Annotated in this window: 15 protein-coding genes; 13 read left to right on the top strand and 2 right to left on the bottom strand. The window is 48.0% G+C overall.

What is annotated here, in order from left to right; translation table 11 throughout:
* Positions 1–275: 275 nt before the first annotated feature.
* Entirely contained in the window at positions 276–1,508 is a 1,233-nt protein-coding gene (locus tag C170_RS11150; protein ID WP_036609468.1) for a nucleotidyltransferase, read from the bottom strand.
* Between the two features lie 219 nt (positions 1,509–1,727).
* Positions 1,728–2,963, bottom strand: a complete 1,236-nt coding sequence (gene hmpA / locus C170_RS11145) for an NO-inducible flavohemoprotein (protein ID WP_036609467.1) — start codon at positions 2,961–2,963, stop codon at positions 1,728–1,730.
* A gap of 463 nt (positions 2,964–3,426) precedes the next feature.
* Here hmpA and C170_RS11140 point away from each other — a divergent pair, with 463 nt between their 5' ends.
* The 13 genes from C170_RS11140 to trhA all read left to right on the top strand — a co-directional run bounded on the left by C170_RS11140 (position 3,427) and on the right by trhA (position 17,236).
* Positions 3,427–3,933, top strand: coding sequence for a YceD family protein (locus C170_RS11140; RefSeq protein ID WP_036609465.1), 507 nt, complete (start codon positions 3,427–3,429; stop codon positions 3,931–3,933).
* A gap of 67 nt (positions 3,934–4,000) precedes the next feature.
* Positions 4,001–4,174, top strand: coding sequence for a 50S ribosomal protein L32 (gene rpmF / locus C170_RS11135; protein WP_017689233.1), 174 nt, complete (start codon positions 4,001–4,003; stop codon positions 4,172–4,174).
* Positions 4,175–4,546: 372 nt separating this feature from the next.
* Positions 4,547–5,095: a transcription factor FapR gene (fapR, locus tag C170_RS11130; RefSeq protein ID WP_047842457.1), complete on the top strand. Its 549-nt coding sequence runs from the start codon at positions 4,547–4,549 to the stop codon at positions 5,093–5,095.
* Positions 5,092–6,087 carry a phosphate acyltransferase PlsX gene (plsX, locus tag C170_RS11125; RefSeq protein ID WP_017689231.1) on the top strand — a complete coding sequence of 332 codons (996 nt, stop codon included), beginning with the start codon at positions 5,092–5,094 and terminating at the stop codon, positions 6,085–6,087. The genes fapR and plsX overlap by 4 nt, the downstream gene beginning before the upstream one ends.
* Positions 6,088–6,095: 8 nt before the next feature.
* A complete protein-coding gene (locus C170_RS11120) occupies positions 6,096–7,085 on the top strand; it encodes a beta-ketoacyl-ACP synthase III (RefSeq protein ID WP_036610885.1) in 990 nt (329 codons plus the stop codon).
* Between the two features lie 25 nt (positions 7,086–7,110).
* Positions 7,111–8,052 (top strand): ACP S-malonyltransferase, encoded by a 942-nt coding sequence (fabD, locus tag C170_RS11115; protein ID WP_036609461.1) that lies wholly within the window; start codon positions 7,111–7,113, stop codon positions 8,050–8,052.
* 211 nt (positions 8,053–8,263) lie between these two features.
* Complete coding sequence (gene fabG / locus C170_RS11110) at positions 8,264–9,013, top strand: 3-oxoacyl-[acyl-carrier-protein] reductase (protein ID WP_017689228.1); 750 nt, start codon at positions 8,264–8,266, stop codon at positions 9,011–9,013.
* Positions 9,014–9,165: 152 nt separating this feature from the next.
* Positions 9,166–9,399 (top strand): acyl carrier protein, encoded by a 234-nt coding sequence (acpP, locus tag C170_RS11105; protein ID WP_024630176.1) that lies wholly within the window; start codon positions 9,166–9,168, stop codon positions 9,397–9,399.
* Between the two features lie 177 nt (positions 9,400–9,576).
* Positions 9,577–10,815, top strand: coding sequence for a beta-ketoacyl-ACP synthase II (gene fabF, locus C170_RS11100; RefSeq protein WP_036609459.1), 1,239 nt, complete (start codon positions 9,577–9,579; stop codon positions 10,813–10,815).
* A gap of 13 nt (positions 10,816–10,828) precedes the next feature.
* Entirely contained in the window at positions 10,829–11,533 is a 705-nt protein-coding gene (gene rnc / locus C170_RS11095) for a ribonuclease III (RefSeq protein ID WP_036609458.1), read from the top strand.
* Between the two features lie 217 nt (positions 11,534–11,750).
* Positions 11,751–15,320, top strand: a complete 3,570-nt coding sequence (gene smc / locus C170_RS11090) for a chromosome segregation protein SMC (protein ID WP_036609457.1) — start codon at positions 11,751–11,753, stop codon at positions 15,318–15,320.
* A 108-nt stretch (positions 15,321–15,428) separates the two neighbouring features.
* Positions 15,429–16,442 (top strand): signal recognition particle-docking protein FtsY, encoded by a 1,014-nt coding sequence (gene ftsY / locus C170_RS11085; protein ID WP_036609455.1) that lies wholly within the window; start codon positions 15,429–15,431, stop codon positions 16,440–16,442.
* A gap of 146 nt (positions 16,443–16,588) precedes the next feature.
* Positions 16,589–17,236: a PAQR family membrane homeostasis protein TrhA gene (gene trhA, locus C170_RS11080; RefSeq protein WP_017689222.1), complete on the top strand. Its 648-nt coding sequence runs from the start codon at positions 16,589–16,591 to the stop codon at positions 17,234–17,236.
* Positions 17,237–17,257: the final 21 nt, after the last annotated feature.

Raw genomic sequence — 17,257 nt, 5'->3', positions numbered from 1 at the left:
ATTACAGTGGAATGAAACGTGACCAAGAGATTTGAGAAGATCAACAGACTCACTAGACCTAAAGGGGTAGAGATACCCAAAAGTTATAAGAGAACAAGAATTAAGAGAATAAGAGAAGTGAATAAGGAAATCCCCTTGTTGCGAGGTGCCTGAGCGGCGCGCAGCAAGGGGATTTTTAATTGTATATTTGATTAACGAATAGTGGATATCAATGATTTGTTTAATGATGGAACAAAGAGCTTCTTAGGAGATGAAGCCTTATGGTCAAAAGCGGATTACAGTCTCACAGGCGACTCATAGTAGTCACTGAACATCTTGCGTGTGTCCTTATGCTCGCAAGCGAGCCCATACGCAACCTGAGCTTGTATATCCAGTTCAAGTTGATTGTGTGTGAACGTCGACGGTTTCAGCACAACAGGAAGCGACGCAGTCTTCTTCATTTGTTTAAGCAGGCTCTGCCCTTGAGTATTAAATCCGAGGACTCGGAGATATCCGGGTCCGGCAGCCAATTGCTCTGGTGAACACTCGGCTTTGGTGTGATTCAGGAGCAAGTGGGCGAGCATACGCTGGAGTTTGGTGCGTGTGTATCGTTTGGTCTTCATTGCATTCAGGAGTGCTTCGACTGAAGGCTCCGGGAGCTGAGCGAGTGCACGGCTCAGCCGGTGTTCCAGGCCTTCCGTGACTTCGGCGATGCGTTCCAGCTCGGAGGCACGTCGGGTGGCCGCGAGGTGCAACAGCGGCTGTGCAAAGCGCTCCCAGTGTATGGGAGCGCGCCCTTCCTGCCATTCGCGATGCAGAATGGCAAGGGTTGCCGCCGGCACGTATGGCGCGGCGGCGTCAGGTCCGTCCGCCATCAGAAGGCGGCGGACGGCTGTTGCACTGGCGATCGCCCCCGGCCCGGGCGTCGCCTCATGATACGCGGCACCGGTACGCGCCGCCGTAAAGGGCTGGATCGCGCTGCCAAGTCGTTGCAGCGCGATCAGGTAGTGCAGCCCAAGCGAATTGTTGGGCTGCTCCAGCAGTGCAGCGGCGTCGTGAGCATCGACGCCGCCGGGCGCCAGCGCTGCCGCCGCGCCTGCGTACGCGGCGGGGTAGCTGGCGCCTTCCCGCAGGCGGCGCGCGATGTCCTCGCGCATCCCTGCGGGCTCCACAGCCAGCACGCGCGCAATGCGCTGCAGGCTGTCCAGGTCGCCGGACTCGCTGCCAAAGCAGAGCGAGTCCACAATGCCGGTGCGGTGCAGCAGCGAGACCGCACCGAAGGCAAACCACTCGGCCGGTTGGACCGCGTACACAACCGGCAGTTCAAGCACGAGATCCGCGCCTGCGTGCAGCGCCATCTCGGTGCGTGCCCTTTTACCCACGATGGCGGGTTCGCCACGCTGGAGAAAAGGGCCGCTCATAACTGCGACAACGGCGTCTGCTCCGCTTAGCCGCCGAGCTTCCTGCAAATGATAGACATGCCCATTGTGCAAGGGGTTATATTCAACAATAACGCCTACGGCTTTCATGATTAGACGTACTCCTTTCGATTGGATAACCGAGTATGTATAACATCCATTCCATCATAGGGGATGTCATGTATTAGATCAAATCATGCACCAATTCAGACAAGAAAAAGGCACAAATCCAACATCAGCAGATGTCAGACTGTGCCTGCAAATCTATTGTATATTACAGATTTTCGATAATCGGAGAACGGCTTCTTCAACTTAATAAATCAGCACGCTTTAGACACTTTCCGGCGCGGGAGATAGACTTGCTTTTGGCCCAAAAAATTCATAATGAATGTTGTCCGCGGCAACACCAAGCGCCTGAAGTTCCGTATACACTGCCCGCATGAACGAAACCGGTCCACACAGATAATACGTGGAATCCAGTTCATCGATCACTTGACGAAGCCAGATCGCATCTATATAACCTTCCTTATGAAAATACTCATTTTCACGATCAGCATCCTCAGGTTGAGTATAACAATAATAAGCTTTAACGCCCTGATTACGTTTGGCCAGACTGTTCACATGATCACGGAACGCGTGCGATTGACCATTGGGACTTGCATGCAAAAATGTAATGATGCGATTTTCATTCAAGTTAACCAGCGTATTTAACATACTGATCATGGGCGTTAGACCGACACCACCACTCAGGAGAACAACAGGTCGTTTATCGTCTGCATTCAGCGTGAAGTCGCCAGCAGGAGCGGATAGTTCCACCAGACTGCCTTCTTTAATGTGATCGTGGAGATACGTAGAGATAACTCCGTCAGGACGCTCTAATACACCTCGCTCACGCTTAACGGAAATGCGATAGTGGGGTTTACCCGGGGTATCTGAAAGGCTATACTGACGAATCTGGGTAAATGACTGTGCCTCTGGTTTGATTTTGATACTGATGTATTGTCCCGGTTCATAACTAGCAATGGGCTGGCCATCGTCTGGAACGAGGTAAAAGGACGTGATGATTTCACTTTCCTGCACTTTCTTGGCAACCTTGAAGGTACGGAACCCTTCCCAGCCACCCGTTTGGTTTTCCGCTTCCGTATACATATCCTGTTCAATCCCGATAAAGGCGTCTGCAATGACATTATAGGCTTCGCCCCACGCCGTGATAATTTCATCCGTTGCCGCGTCTCCAAGTACATCTTTGATGGCTTGAAGCAGATAGGTGCCAACAATCACATATTGCTCGGGAACGATACCCAGGCTGCGATGTTTATGTGCAACTTGCCGGACGGCAGGCAGGATGGAGGACAGATTATCGATATGCAGGGCAGCGGTGTATACCATATTGGCGAGGGCGGCTTGCTGTCGTCCCTGTTTCTGATTTGCGTGATTGAAAATATTCAGTAGTTCCGGATGAGCTGTGAACATCGTTTCATAGAAATGGCGTGTGATCGCTTCGCCGTGGACTTCAAGTACAGGTACTGTAGATTTAATGACTCTAATGGTGTGCTCGCTTAACATACATTTTCCCTCCCGATATAATATGAAATAGTTGGATAATAAATCGGTCATGGAGCTGATCATGCTTCGGTTTATAGCAAGTATAGATAGGGAGCAAGCGGGTCTGTGTGACATAGATCACACCAAACGTTAACGAAATGTGACCGCTATTTGCAAGGAACTACAATTAAAATGACGACTTGTAGTTTATCTTAAAGTGAGTCTATAATAGACCAGATGGAGTAAACGGTTCTGGGCCATTGGTTTTAAAATAGGGTGTAAAGTTAAAAGTGTTGACAAACGTCTTGAAAAATCGGTATAATGATTTTTGTTTGTTAAGTCAATTTCATAATACTTTTAACGAAGATTCGTCAGAATACATACAGTCAGGATTTATTGCTTTACAAAAGCAGGCTTGACCTGTATAACTGTCGTGATACGTTTGATACGAATTATGAAATTGGTTTCGTTTGGAGTGATGGAAATGTTAATGCCATTTCGCAAAGTGGCTACCAGTGATGGTCCCCTGAAGTTTAACGAACAGTGGGAGATCAAGGAACTGGTTTCTAACCGACAAGATATCACAGCCGTTACCCCGCTGACTGCGGACTTATCTGCAGAATTCAGAGAAGGTGACGTTGTGGATGTTCATGGCAAGCTGACTGTAGGAGTGGACATGTTGTGCTCCCGTTGTCTTAAGCCGATCAATGAACATTTTCATATTGATTTTCATGAGCAATTCAAGCAGGGAAAACAGCCAGAGGGATTACACGAAGACGATGATACGCTCTATGTGGATGGAGATAGCGTTGATCTGAAGGGTTATGCCGAGGAAGCTTTTCTGCTGGATCTTCCGTTTATACCGCTATGTAGCGATACATGCAAAGGGTTATGCCCCAAGTGTGGCCATGAGCTGAACGAAGGTGACTGCGGTTGTGATAACGAGGTTATTGATCCGCGGCTTGCAGGGCTCAAGGATTTTTTTAAATGAGCATGATTGAAAATCGAACATTTTAAGACTACCTGCAAAGGTTGATTTTGATAAGGAGGTGGGAATAATGGCAGTACCTCAACGGAGAACGTCCAAGACGCGTCGCGACAAACGTCGCACTCACTTTAAATTGGCTGTACCGGGCATGGTGAAATGTGAACAATGTGGCGAACTTAAACTTAGTCACCACGTGTGCAAAGTGTGCGGAACGTACAAAGCAAGAGAGATCATCTCTCAATAATAGTTGGACATTAAGTAGCACTTCATTTCGATGAGGTGCTACTTTTTTTGGATTAGAGAGTGTAGGTAGAGTGAGCTAACAAGCATGAAATCCTTGCACCAGAAGGGTGAATTGTTTTTGTTAGGCCAGTCTTTCTTTTTGACACGGGATGAGATATACTATAGTTTAGTACCAGGTTCTAAGATTTGACGTTACATATAGATGAACCATAATCCGTTTGAGAACGACCCTGGTGACCAGGGATGCAACTATAGAAGCAACACGAAAGAATGGTTGAACTGGCCGGACGGGACGGTTCCGTAAACGATACAGCGGGGGGTGTCAGGCATCGAACGTGTACCGAAGAGACAGAGGCAACAGCAGTTAACCAGAATGATAGAAGAGAACCCGTTTGTGACGGATCAGGAACTTACACGCCAATTGAAGGTGAGTATTCAGACGATTCGTCTTGACAGGCTGGAACTTGGAATACCCGAACTTCGGGAGCGGATGAAACTGATGGCAGAGCTCTCGTATGATCAGGTACGCTCGTTGCCCTTGCATGAAATTATCGGTGATATTGTGGATCTGCAACTGGATAAGAGCGGGATTTCCCTGTTTGAGATTAAGGAAGAACACGTGTTTTCCAGAACAGGGATTGCACGTGGACACTATGTCTTTGCACAGGCCAACTCCTTGGCTGTAGCGATTATTAATGACGAGATCGCGTTGACTGCATCAGCAGACATTCGCTTTGTCCGTTCGGTTCATTTGGGAGAGAAATGTATTGCAAAGGCTTATGTGAGATCGATCCCGGGTCAAAAGGGCAAAGCCAAAGTGGAAGTATTCACTTATGTAGGTGAAGAAATGGTGTTTCAAGGCAACTTTGTAATCTACCATTCAGGTGGAGAAGACAGCGGAGAAGGAGGTCATTTGGAATGAAAATCGTCATTGATGCCATGGGAGGCGACAATGCACCTGCATCAACGGTAGAAGGTGCGATTGCCGCAGCCACGGAATGGGCGGATACACAGATCGTCCTGATCGGCGATGAAGCCAAGCTGGAACCTCTTTTGAGTCAGTCAGGTGTTAGACCTGCCAACCTTACGGTCCGGCATGCTTCCGAAGTTATTGGTTCGGATGATGAACCCGTCAAAGCAGTGCGTCGCAAAAAGGATGCCTCCATGGTGGTGGCAGGCCGCATGCTGAAAGAGGGCGAAGCGGACGCGATGATCTCGGCGGGCAATACTGGAGCGCTCATGACAGCGGGTTTGCTTGTTGTAGGTCGCATGGAAGGCATTGAACGTCCGGCGCTTGCGCCTATGATTCCAACGATTGATGATGTAGGTGTACTTGCGCTGGATCTAGGAGCGAATATGGATGCCAAACCGGAGCACCTTGCACAATATGGTCTGATGGGCAGTTTGTATCGGCAAAAAGTACAGGGCATTGAGTCCCCACGAGTGGGCTTGCTCAATGTAGGAACAGAGCCAGGCAAGGGAAATGAGTTAACCAAACATGCATACCCTTTACTGGAACAACTCCCAATTCGTTTTGTCGGTAATGTTGAGGCACGTGATGTGCTGACTGGTGCTTGTGATGTGCTTGTATGTGACGGTTTTGCAGGGAATATCCTGCTGAAGTCGCTGGAAGGCACAGCAGGTGCCATTTTCGCCTTGCTTAAGGAACAATTTTCATCTTCTCTCAAAAGTAAACTGGCTGCAGCTGTACTAATGCCTGAGCTGCGTGGGTTGAAACGAAAGCTGGATTATACGGAGCATGGCGGAGCGCCACTCCTCGGTTTGAGCAGACTAGTTGTGAAAAGTCATGGATCTGCTGATGGCAATGCCATCAAAAATGCTGTGCGCCAAGCTCGGATTGCAGTGCAGAATCAGCTGGTAGAGAGCATATCTAAGGAAATTAGCGGGAAGTGAGTGACGATATGAATAATTTGCGCCCAGTAGGGATTATTGGTACAGGGAAATATGTGCCTGAGAAAATTTTGACAAATAGCGATCTGGAGAAAATGGTCGATACCAATGACGAGTGGATCGTCAGTCGTACAGGAATCAAAGAGCGTCACATCGCTGCACCCGATCAGGCAACTTCTGATCTGGCATACGAAGCGGCGATTAAAGCCCTTGAATCTGCAGGGATGACAGGCAGTGATCTTGATCTGATCATTGTTGCAACCATTACACCGGATTCTTCGTTCCCATCGACAGCCTGCATCTTGCAGGACAAATTGGGTGCAAAAGGTGCCGCGGCATTTGATCTGTCGGCTGCTTGTTCCGGATTTGTATACGGTTTGGCTAGTGCTACGAGCTTCATCCAAAGCGGTATGTACAACAATGCACTTGTAATTGGTGCGGACTGCTTGTCTCGTATTACGGATTATACAGACCGTAACACTTGTGTCCTCTTTGGTGATGGAGCAGGGGCGGTAGTCGTTGGTGAAGTTCCGGAAGGTCGCGGATTCAAAGCGTTCGATCTCGGTGCCGAAGGTGCTGGCGGTAGTCTTCTTCAGATGGAAGGCGGCGGTTCCCGTCTGCCTGCTACTGCAGAGACCGTTGAAAATAAAAAACATTACATCAACATGAACGGTCGTGAAGTGTTTAAGTTTGCGGTACGTGTCATGGGGACGGCTACCATTGAGGTATTACGCAAGGCTGGTATGGAGCGTACGGATGTGGATCTGTTTGTTCCTCACCAAGCGAATATTCGGATTATCCAATCTGCGATGCAACGACTTGAACTTCCTGAAGAAAAGGTTGTAGTTAACGTGGATAAGTATGCAAACACATCTGCTGCTTCCATCCCGCTGGCTCTGGTAGAAGCAGCAGAGGAAGGTCGCATGAAAGCCGGAGATACCGTTCTTATGGTTGGATTCGGTGGCGGTTTGACATGGGGTGCATCGGTACTCGTTTGGTAAAATAGACATCTGGGAGATGAATGAGATGGGTAAAATAGCATTTGTATTTCCCGGACAGGGATCACAGGCTGTAGGCATGGCCAAGGACGCGTATGAGTCCGTGCCTGCGGCAACCGAAATTTTTCGCACAGCAGATGAAACATTGGGTTTCTCGCTGAGCAACCTTGTATTTGAAGGACCGGAGACCGAGTTGAAACAGACATCAAATACACAACCGGCTCTGTTGACAGCAAGTATTGCCTTGCTAGAAGCTTTCAAAGAAAAAGGAATTCAGCCTGACTATACGGCTGGACACAGTCTGGGAGAATATAGTGCACTGGTGGCAGCGGGCGTTCTTTCGTTTGCTGACGCAGTGAGCACTGTGCGGGCACGTGGTCAGTATATGGAACAGGCAGTACCGGGTGGACAAGGAGCGATGGCTGCTGTGTTGGGTGCGGATCGGGAAGCGCTGGGGGTGCTTTGCCGTGACGTATCTGAAAGTGGTCATGCGGTTGAACTTGCCAACATTAATTGTCCGGGACAAATCGTCATTTCTGGTGTGAAGGAAGGCGTAGCTGCTGTTGCGGAACGAGTGAAAGAAGCAGGCGGTAAACGCGCCATTGCATTGGAAGTAAGCGGTCCGTTCCACTCTTCATTGATGAAGGGTGCGGCTGAGAAGCTGGCAGAGAAACTGAAAACCGTTACGTTCTCACCGGCATCGGTCCCTGTAGTCGCTAATGTGACTGCAAGACCTGCAGAGGATGGACAGGTTCAGGATTTGTTGACAGCTCAGGTCTATTCTCCTGTATTATGGGAAGACAGTGTGACATGGCTTATTGAGCAAGGTGTGGATACGTTCATCGAGATTGGATCTGGCAGTGTATTGACTGGTTTGATTAAAAAAACAGATAAAACCGTAAAACTGTACAATGTGAACAGTCTTGAAACGCTCGAAGCAACGGCAAGTGAATTAGAAGGAATTATATGAGTTAAACTAAACTTTTTACACGAGAACGGAGAGGACAGAAAAAAACTGAAGAAGCGGAGCGTTCGCCTTTATCACCGGATTTTCCCTTTATAAAAGGGAATCAAAAAAATCTGGGGATAACAGCGATCGGAAGTTTATTCTGTCATCGGAGTGGCAAGTGTAAACATTCTTTGGTTGAACTGATATAGATTTGGGGAAAGGAGGAATGATTATGTCTAAACCATTAGAAGGTAAAAATGCACTCGTTACCGGGGCATCCCGGGGCATTGGGCGCAGTATTGCACTGGCACTTGCAGAAGCTGGAGCGAACGTAGCCGTGAATTATGCGGGTAGCCAAGCGGCAGCTGAGGAAGTAGCGGAAGCGATTCGTGCCAAAGGAGTCAAGGCGATTACACTTCAAGCCAATGTTGGCCTGATGGATGAAGCTGAACAAATGGTCAAAGCTACACTCGAAGCATGGGGCAACGTTGATATTCTGGTGAACAATGCTGGAATTACCCGTGATAATCTGATCATGCGTATGAAAGAGGAAGAATTCGATCAGGTTATTGAAACCAATCTCAAAGGTGTGTTTAACTGCCTTAAGGCGGTTACACGTCCAATGATGAAACAACGGTCGGGAAGAATTATCAATATCTCCTCGGTTGTAGGTGTGCTCGGTAATGCTGGACAAGCGAACTATGTTGCTGCCAAGGCAGGAGTCATTGGCCTGACAAAGGCATCTGCTCGTGAACTGGCTTCTCGTGGAATCACAGTTAACTGTGTTGCACCAGGTTTCATTGAGACAGATATGACAAAAGAGTTGTCCCAGGAGCTGGTGGACGGTATGCTAAGTGGTATTCCGTTGTCCCGTTTGGGTCAGCCGGATGAAATCGCGGGTGTAGTCACGTTCTTGGCTTCACAGGCTTCATCTTATATGACAGGGCAGACGCTGCATGTCGATGGTGGCATGTACATGTAATTCTTCCCGGACTTGAACAATAGTCGGGGAACAGGCGCTGGACGATCCGAAATGCCGGAAAAAGGCCGGGTTCCCCGGCCGGGAGCCGCATATGTCTTCTATGGCATTTTGCCTGCGATTCTCGTATAATACCAAAGAAGGAGGTGAACCGGATGTCCGATGTATTGGAGCGTGTAAAACGCATCGTCGTCGACCGCTTGGGCGCAGACGAAGCTGAAGTTACACTTGAAGCATCTTTCAAAGAAGATTTGGGTGCTGATTCTTTGGATGTAGTGGAATTGGTCATGGAATTGGAAGATGAATTTGATTTGGAAATCTCTGATGAAGATGCAGAAAAAATCACGACCGTAGGTGAAGTTGTAAACTACATACAATCTCATACCTAAAGTCATTTTTAGTCCCGCACATGTTTTCGAACAGGCGGGACTTCTCATCATTCATTGGTTTTTCTCATTCCGCAAGCAGCTCTACTCAAACAGGCCTATCTTTGTTGAGTAGATGTCTGTTTGCGGATATTCCCACAAAATACTTGCGTAATGCAGTCGATATAGAGGTGACTCGGTTTGAAACAAAGAGTAGTAATTACCGGAATGGGCGTAATGACATCGCTCGGAAAAGATTTGGAAACGTTCTGGGGCAGTTTAATGGCAGGAAAGTCCGGAATTTCTCAGATTGAGGCGTTTGATGTTAGTGAATACACGACACAGATTGCAGCCGAAATCAAGGATTTCAACCCGGAAGAATATATGGATCGCAAGGATGCTCGCAAAATGGACCGTTTTGTACAGTTCGCTGTGGCAGCCGGCTTCAAAGCCGTTGAAGACAGTGGTCTGAAAATTAACGAGAATATTGATGCAGAGCGTTTCGGTGTATCCATCGGATCAGGTATTGGTGGATTGGGTACGTGGGAGGACCAACATAATGCATTATTGCAAAAAGGTCCAAAACGGGTAAGCCCATTCTTTATTCCCATGATGATCTCCAACATGGCTTCAGGCCAAATGTCTATTTCCCTTGGTGCCAAAGGTCCTAACATTAACGTTGTTACCGCTTGTGCAACAGGTACACACTCCATCGGAGATTCCTTCAAGCTGATTGCCAATGGTGATGCAGATGCCATGATCTGTGGTGGTGCGGAAGCAACAATCAGACCAACGGGTCTTGCAGGGTTCTGTGCGATGCGCGCAATGTCTACACGTAATGATGATCCTGCGAAGTCAAGCCGTCCTTTTGATACAGAACGTGATGGTTTTGTTATGGGCGAAGGCGCTGGTGTTATGATTCTGGAATCCCTGGAGCATGCTCAAAAACGTGGTGCACGCATTTATGGTGAAGTGATCGGTTACGGTCTGACAGGCGATGCACATCACATGACAGAACCAGATCCGGACGGAGCAGCACGTTGCATGAAGATGGCACTTCGTAATGCGGGCATTGAGCCTGAAGAAGTGGACTACATTAATGCACACGGAACTTCGACGCCTGTAGGCGACAGATCCGAAACGCTTGCGATCAAAAAGGCGTTTGGTGATCATGCGTACAAGCTCGCCGTGAGTTCCACTAAATCCATGACGGGCCACATGCTTGGCGCTGCTGGTGGTGTAGAGGCGGTTATCTGCGGATTGTCACTGACACATCAGACACTGGCTCCAACGATTAACCTGGAAAATCAGGACCCGGAATGTGATCTGGATTATGTACCAAATGTTCCACGTCAAACCAAAGTTAATATTGCCATGTCCAATTCATTTGGATTCGGCGGTCACAATGCCACCATTATTCTCAAAAAATTTGAAGCATAAGGGGCTAGTTCGTTTGAGTGAAGATCTGAAGCAGTTACAACATAAACTTCAAATCAAATTTGACAACAGGCAGCTTTTAAAACAAGCGTTTACCCATGCTTCTTATGTAAACGAACACCGCTTCAGTCAGCATCAGGACAACGAGCGTCTGGAGTTTCTGGGCGATGCCGTGCTGGAACTGACTGTATCGGAGTACTTGTATCATTTGTATCCTAACCGTCCGGAAGGTGAATTAACTAAGCTGCGGGCATCCATTGTCTGTGAGCCTTCCCTCGTCAAATTTGCTGAAGTGTTGGGTTTTGGGCAGTATGTACTTCTTGGTAAAGGTGAGGAACTAACTGGAGGACGGACACGGCCGGCTCTGCTGGCGGATGTGTTTGAATCTTTCATTGGTGCATTGTATCTGGATCAGGGGCTTGCGCCTGTTCGGACATTTCTTGATCAGCATGTCTTCCCATTAATCGTATTGGGCAGCAAGCTGCAAATGAGTGATTACAAAACGGAACTGCAGGAACTTACTCAGCATCACAATATGGGAGCTTTGGAATACCGTATCGTTGAGGAACGGGGACCTGCCCATGAACGTGAGTTTGTCTCGGAGGTCCATATGGGTCAAGAAAGGCTTGGCAGAGGTACAGGACGTTCCAAAAAGGAAGCGGAACAACAGGCTGCATCTGCAGCACTTGATCGACTGAAGCTTCCGGAAGCCGGAGCTTAACCGATAGCGCATAGACAAACGAAGAGCAAAGAGCAGCCCGCGGGTCCGCCCCGGCGGAAGTAATCGGCCGGACTGCTTTTTGCTCTTTTTTTTGTAAAGAGGTTCAGGAGAAGGTTCCTGATCGTTAACTAAATAAGTGAACTTTATTTTGGTTCAATTTATTTAGGCGCTGGAATGCAATACTTGAAATTTGCAAGAGGAGGTGACGAGAAACCCTATGTTTTTAAAACGGATTGAATTGGGTGGATTCAAGTCATTCGCCGACAAAACGGAGATGGAGTTCGTTCGTGGCATTACGGCTGTTGTAGGTCCGAACGGAAGTGGAAAGAGTAATATATCGGACGGAATTCGCTGGGTTCTGGGGGAACAAAGTGCTAAGTCGCTGCGTGGTGGCAAAATGGAAGATATCATCTTTGCAGGTAGTGACGCACGGAAAGCCGTTAATTTCGGTGAGGTGTCGCTTACACTTGATAACGAGGATCACGCACTTGCATTGGATTTTGGTGAGGTGACGGTGACTCGTCGTGTACATCGTAGCGGAGATAGTGAATATTTTATTAACAAACAATCTTGTCGTTTGAAGGATATCACGGAGTTGTTTATGGATACCGGCATCGGTAAGGAGGCCTACTCGATTATTGGACAGGGGCGAATCGAAGAGATTCTGAGTACCCGTTCAGAGGATCGCAGAGGTATCTTTGAAGAAGCTTCAGGTATCGTTAAATATAAATCCCGCAAGCGGGATGCGACGCGCAAACTGGATGAGACAGAGCAAAATTTGCTGCGTATTCATGATCTGGTGACTGAACTGGAAGATCAGATTGGCCCGCTAAAGGAACAATCGGAGAAAGCGATCCACTATAAGGAACTTCGTTCTCAGCTCAAATCGCAGGAAATTTCCATGTATGTGTACCAGATCGAACAGATTCATGCGTCCTGGAGTAAGGCAAATGAGCGCCTGCAATCGCTAAAACAGGAAGAGGTTGGACTGGCGGCGATTGTCTCTACGCATGATGCCAAGCTGGAAAATGATCGGAATGCGCTGCGTATCCTGGAAACAGAGACAGAGCAACTGCAAGCCGCTTTATTGCAATTCAGTGAAGCGACAGAGAAAAGTGAAGGACTTGGAGAATTGCTCAAGGAGCGCTCGCACCATCTGCAAACAAATCAGGAACAGCTCAAAGTAACGCTTGCCGCCAGTGAAGAGAGACATCGCGAACGGGAAACCGAGCTGCTTGCACTGCGTGAGAAGTTTGGCAAGCTTGAGCATGAACTGAATGATGTGAGAAATCAGCTGTCTCAGGAAGAAGCCAAACTCATCGGTGTCACAGGTGGCATTAGTCAGCAGCAAGAGGAAAGCCTCAAAGGCAATTTGCTGGAACTGATGAATCAGATGGCTCAGACACGCAATGAAATTCGTTATGTGGATCAGCAGAAAGAAACGCTGGAGCGCAGAATGAATCGCGCGGCTGAAGAATCAGGCAAATGGGAAGAGCAGAAAGAGACACTGGAGAGTCGCAAAACGGACATTGAGAAAAAAGTTGTTCGCTTGGGCAAAGAAATCAGCGATCTACGTGGTGGTTACATTACGGAAAGTGAACGACTTCAGTCGCTGCAGAAGCTGCTCGAAGAAAGTCGGGGTACGGTCCGTAAATGGGAACAGAAGCGTGAAGCTCAAGTTTCCCGCCGCGATACGATGAAAGAGATGCAGGATGATTTTGACGGATTCATGCTGGGTGTCAAGGAGGTTCTCAAGGCTTCACGTAAAGGTACGCTGAGCGGTGTTCATGGAGCTGTGGCTGAACTCGTAAAAGTTCCCGAGAAGATCGAACTTGCGGTAGAAACAGCAATGGGAGCATCCTTGCAGCATGTGGTCATGGAAAATGAATCAGTTTCCAGACAGGCAATTGCTTTTCTGAAGCAACGCCAGTTGGGGCGTGCAACGTTCCTGCCTCTGGATGTCATTCGTCCTCGTGCCATTGGAGCGGCTGAACGTTCTATGATTGAAGGTATGGAGGGTTTTGTGGGGATCGGTGCTGATCTTGTACAATTCGAATCCAAATATGCTTCAATCATTGGCAGCTTGCTCGGTAATGTTATTATTGCCGAAACGTTGGAGGTCGCCAATAAAATTGCGGCTCGCTGTCAGTATCGTTTCCGGGTTGTGACGCTTGAAGGTGACGTGGTCAATGCGGGTGGTTCCATGACAGGTGGTAGCCAGCACAAGAAAAATGTGAGTCTGCTCAGCCGGAAACGGCAGCTGGACCAGCTCGACCAGGATATTTTGGATACGGAAAATCAAATCGTGAAACTGCATCGCAGTGTGGATGATGTAAAAGTTCAACTGGAACAGTGTCAGGACAAACTGGATGAACTTCGTCAGTCCGGTGATGATACCCGAAATGCAGAACAGCAGGCTTCGATGGAAATGAAACAGGTAGAGCATGAGCTTCGCCATGTGCTTGAACAGGTTGCCGTTGCCGGGCAGGAGAAGAGTGGCTTTACCGAAGAGATCAAAGAGCTGGATACGGCTCGGATCGTCGCTGTGAAGAAGCTGGAGCAGCTTGAAGAGGAAGAAAAAGCGACTCATCGTGCCATTCATGCAGCCGAGTTTGCTCGGAAAGCCAATGAATCTGCGAAGGAAGAATTGCAGAGCCAACTCACCGAATTGAAAGTGCGTGAAGGCAAGCTTGATCAGGAGCGATTCTCCAATGGAGAACAATTGCGACGTCTGGAGCGGGAAGTAGAGTCGCTGGTGAAAGATCTTCGTCAGAATCGCACGTTGCTGGCTTCGATGGAAGCAGATCTCAAGAAAACACAGACCGAGAGTGTTAAACAGATTGAAGATCTGAACCAGTATAAGCTGAAAAAAGCGGAAGCTTCTCAGGATCTGGACTTCAAACGTGCTGCCCGAAGTGAGTTGTCGAAAAAGCTTGAGCTTGCCGAGAGCGAAACGAAGGAACAGCGCACGCAGTTAAAAGCTGTGGAAGAACAGATGCGACAGACGGAAATTTCCGTGAACCGGTTGGATGTTGAGCTGGAAAATATACTGCGAAAGCTGACGGATGAATACGAACTGGGCTATGAACTGGCCAAAGAGCGTTATCCTGTACCGGAAGACGTGGAGCATACACAGGCAGAGGTACAGAAGCTGAAGCGCAGTATATCCGCCCTGGGTGATGTGAACCTGGGAGCGATTGAGGAGTTCCAGCGAGTCAATGAGCGATACGAGTTCCTGAGTGAACAGAAGAATGACCTGGTGGAAGCTAAAACAACGTTGTATCAGGTTATTCGGGAAATGGAAGACGAGATGGCGAAGCGATTCAAGATTACGTTTGATGCCATCCGCCGTGAGTTCGGTACCGTGTTTAGCAAGCTGTTTGGCGGGGGACGTGCTGACCTTGTTCTGATGGACCCGGAGCGCTTGCTTGAAACGGGAATAGATATCGTGGCTCAGCCACCAGGCAAGAAACTGCAAAACCTGCAACTGTTATCCGGTGGGGAACGGGCTTTGACGGCGATGGCTTTATTATTTGCTATTCTGCATGTCAAACCGGTACCATTCTGCGTGCTGGATGAAGTTGAGGCAGCGCTGGACGAAGCTAACGTGGTACGTTTTGCCCAGTACTTGCGTGAATTCTCCGAACAGACACAGTTTATCGTTGTTACCCATCGTAAAGGTACGATGGAAGAGGCAGATGTGCTGTACGGTGTTACAATGGAAGAGGGCGGTGTATCCAAGCTCGTTTCGGTTAAACTGGAAGATGAGGAAGCAGTAATTGCCTGATCTGATCCAAACCTGCGAGACAAACGAACTCATTGTAATCATTGAAAATCATTCAGATTGAGCATTTTTGCAAAACCGCTTAGATTATGTACACGATGGAGGGGCTTTATGAGTTTTTTTAAAAAGCTTAGAGACAGCATTGCAAGCAAAACGGAGTCGGTCACCAAACAGTTTAAGGATGGATTGGAAAAGACACGTAAAGGGTTAGTGGAAAAAGTGTCGGATCTCGTAATCCGTCGCAAAAAAATCGATGAAGAGTTCTATGAAGAACTGGAAGAGATTTTGATCGGAGCAGACGTTGGTGTGAATACAGTCATGAATCTGATCGAAGACCTGCGCGTTGAGGTGAAAAAACGCAAAATTGAGGATGCGGCTGAGCTGCAGCCTGTATTGTCCGAGAAACTGACGGGTCTTCTTCGCGGTGAACAGAATAACGAATTGAAAATGAACCCGGATGGCATTACCGTCATTTTGTTTGTTGGTGTTAACGGTGTTGGTAAAACAACAACGATTGGCAAGCTGGCACATCGATTTAAACAACAAGGTAAAAAAGTCATCATGGCAGCTGGAGATACGTTCCGTGCCGGAGCCATTGAACAGCTGGAAGTATGGGGGCAACGTGCCGGTGTCGATGTGATCAAACAGCAATCTGGTTCTGATCCAGCAGCGGTTATGTATGATGCGGTACAAGCAGCGAAACAACGGGGTGCGGATGTTCTGCTCTGTGATACAGCAGGTCGTCTGCAAAACAAATCTAACCTGATGGACGAGCTTAACAAGATCTATCGTGTTATTCAGCGTGAAATTCCGGATGCTCCGCATGAAGTACTGATGGTACTGGATGCAACAACAGGTCAAAATGCTTTAAACCAGGCTAAACTTTTCGGTGAGAAAAGCGGTGTAACTGGCCTCGTACTGACGAAACTGGATGGAACAGCCAAAGGGGGGATCGTTGTTGCGATCCGTCAGGAGCTGGACTTGCCTGTGAAGCTCGTAGGACTGGGTGAGAAAATTGATGATCTGCAGCCGTTTGATTCGGAGCAATTTGTGCATGCCTTGTTCGCCGGATTGATCCAAGAACAGCCAGCGGAAAGTGCTGAAGAAGAGGAAGCTAATTCCTAGAATCATTAATAATAGAATGAATTAATAATGTTAACCGTATTGCCAGTGATATACGTGATAAGTGTCACGTGTAATGTCACTGGCAATACGTGTATAATGGAGGAATAAAGCAGGCAATGTTAAAGGGTTAGAAAGGACGGTTGAAAATGGCCAATACGTATACCTATTCTCGCCGTGAAGAAGTCGCCAATGCGGTGACACATGGAATCGGCGCTGCACTCAGTGTAGCTGCACTGGTGATATTGATTGTATTTTCAAGTATGAAAGGCACGGCTTGGCATGTGGTCAGTTTCACGATCTACGGAATCACCATGCTGTTGCTCTATACAAGTTCTACACTCGTGCATGCATGGAAAGATGGAAAAGTGAAAGATTTATTTGAGATTTTCGACCATTCTTCCATTTATTTATTTATTGCGGGATCGTACACTCCGCTTTTGTTTATTGCTGTTCGCGGTACACTTGGATGGACCCTGTTTGGCATAATCTGGGGTATCGCATTATTCGGCGTGATCTTTAAGGCATTTTTTACGAAAAAGTTTCTATTCATGTCCACGATTTTCTATATTGCGATGGGCTGGCTGATCGTTATTGCCTGGCAACCTCTTATGGCGGCCATTCCTACAGGCGGCATTGTGTTGCTGGTTGCTGGAGGCCTGATGTATACACTTGGTACGCTCTTTTATGTATGGCGTGGATTTCCGTACCACCATGCGATTTGGCATCTCTTTGTGTTAGCAGGCAGTATTCTTCATTTCTTTATGGTACTGCTGTACCTGACACCACTTCGTTAGAACACCATAGACGGATGCATC

The sequence above is a fragment of the Paenibacillus sp. FSL H7-689 genome (genome assembly GCF_000517905.1).
Taxonomy (GTDB): domain Bacteria; phylum Bacillota; class Bacilli; order Paenibacillales; family Paenibacillaceae; genus Paenibacillus; species Paenibacillus amylolyticus.
The sequence above is the reverse complement of the archived record's forward strand: the minus strand, read 5'-3'. Positions and strand labels throughout refer to the sequence as shown.

Coding starts and splice junctions, on each gene's coding strand:
- C170_RS11150 (WP_036609468.1), bottom strand. CDS start 1,508: ATGAAAGCCGTAGGCGTTATTGTTGAATATAACCCCTTGCACAATGGG.
- hmpA (WP_036609467.1), bottom strand. CDS start 2,963: ATGTTAAGCGAGCACACCATTAGAGTCATTAAATCTACAGTACCTGTA.
- C170_RS11140 (WP_036609465.1), top strand. CDS start 3,427: ATGTTAATGCCATTTCGCAAAGTGGCTACCAGTGATGGTCCCCTGAAG.
- rpmF (WP_017689233.1), top strand. CDS start 4,001: ATGGCAGTACCTCAACGGAGAACGTCCAAGACGCGTCGCGACAAACGT.
- fapR (WP_047842457.1), top strand. CDS start 4,547: ATGATAGAAGAGAACCCGTTTGTGACGGATCAGGAACTTACACGCCAA.
- plsX (WP_017689231.1), top strand. CDS start 5,092: ATGAAAATCGTCATTGATGCCATGGGAGGCGACAATGCACCTGCATCA.
- C170_RS11120 (WP_036610885.1), top strand. CDS start 6,096: ATGAATAATTTGCGCCCAGTAGGGATTATTGGTACAGGGAAATATGTG.
- fabD (WP_036609461.1), top strand. CDS start 7,111: ATGGGTAAAATAGCATTTGTATTTCCCGGACAGGGATCACAGGCTGTA.
- fabG (WP_017689228.1), top strand. CDS start 8,264: ATGTCTAAACCATTAGAAGGTAAAAATGCACTCGTTACCGGGGCATCC.
- acpP (WP_024630176.1), top strand. CDS start 9,166: ATGTCCGATGTATTGGAGCGTGTAAAACGCATCGTCGTCGACCGCTTG.
- smc (WP_036609457.1), top strand. CDS start 11,751: ATGTTTTTAAAACGGATTGAATTGGGTGGATTCAAGTCATTCGCCGAC.
- ftsY (WP_036609455.1), top strand. CDS start 15,429: ATGAGTTTTTTTAAAAAGCTTAGAGACAGCATTGCAAGCAAAACGGAG.
- trhA (WP_017689222.1), top strand. CDS start 16,589: ATGGCCAATACGTATACCTATTCTCGCCGTGAAGAAGTCGCCAATGCG.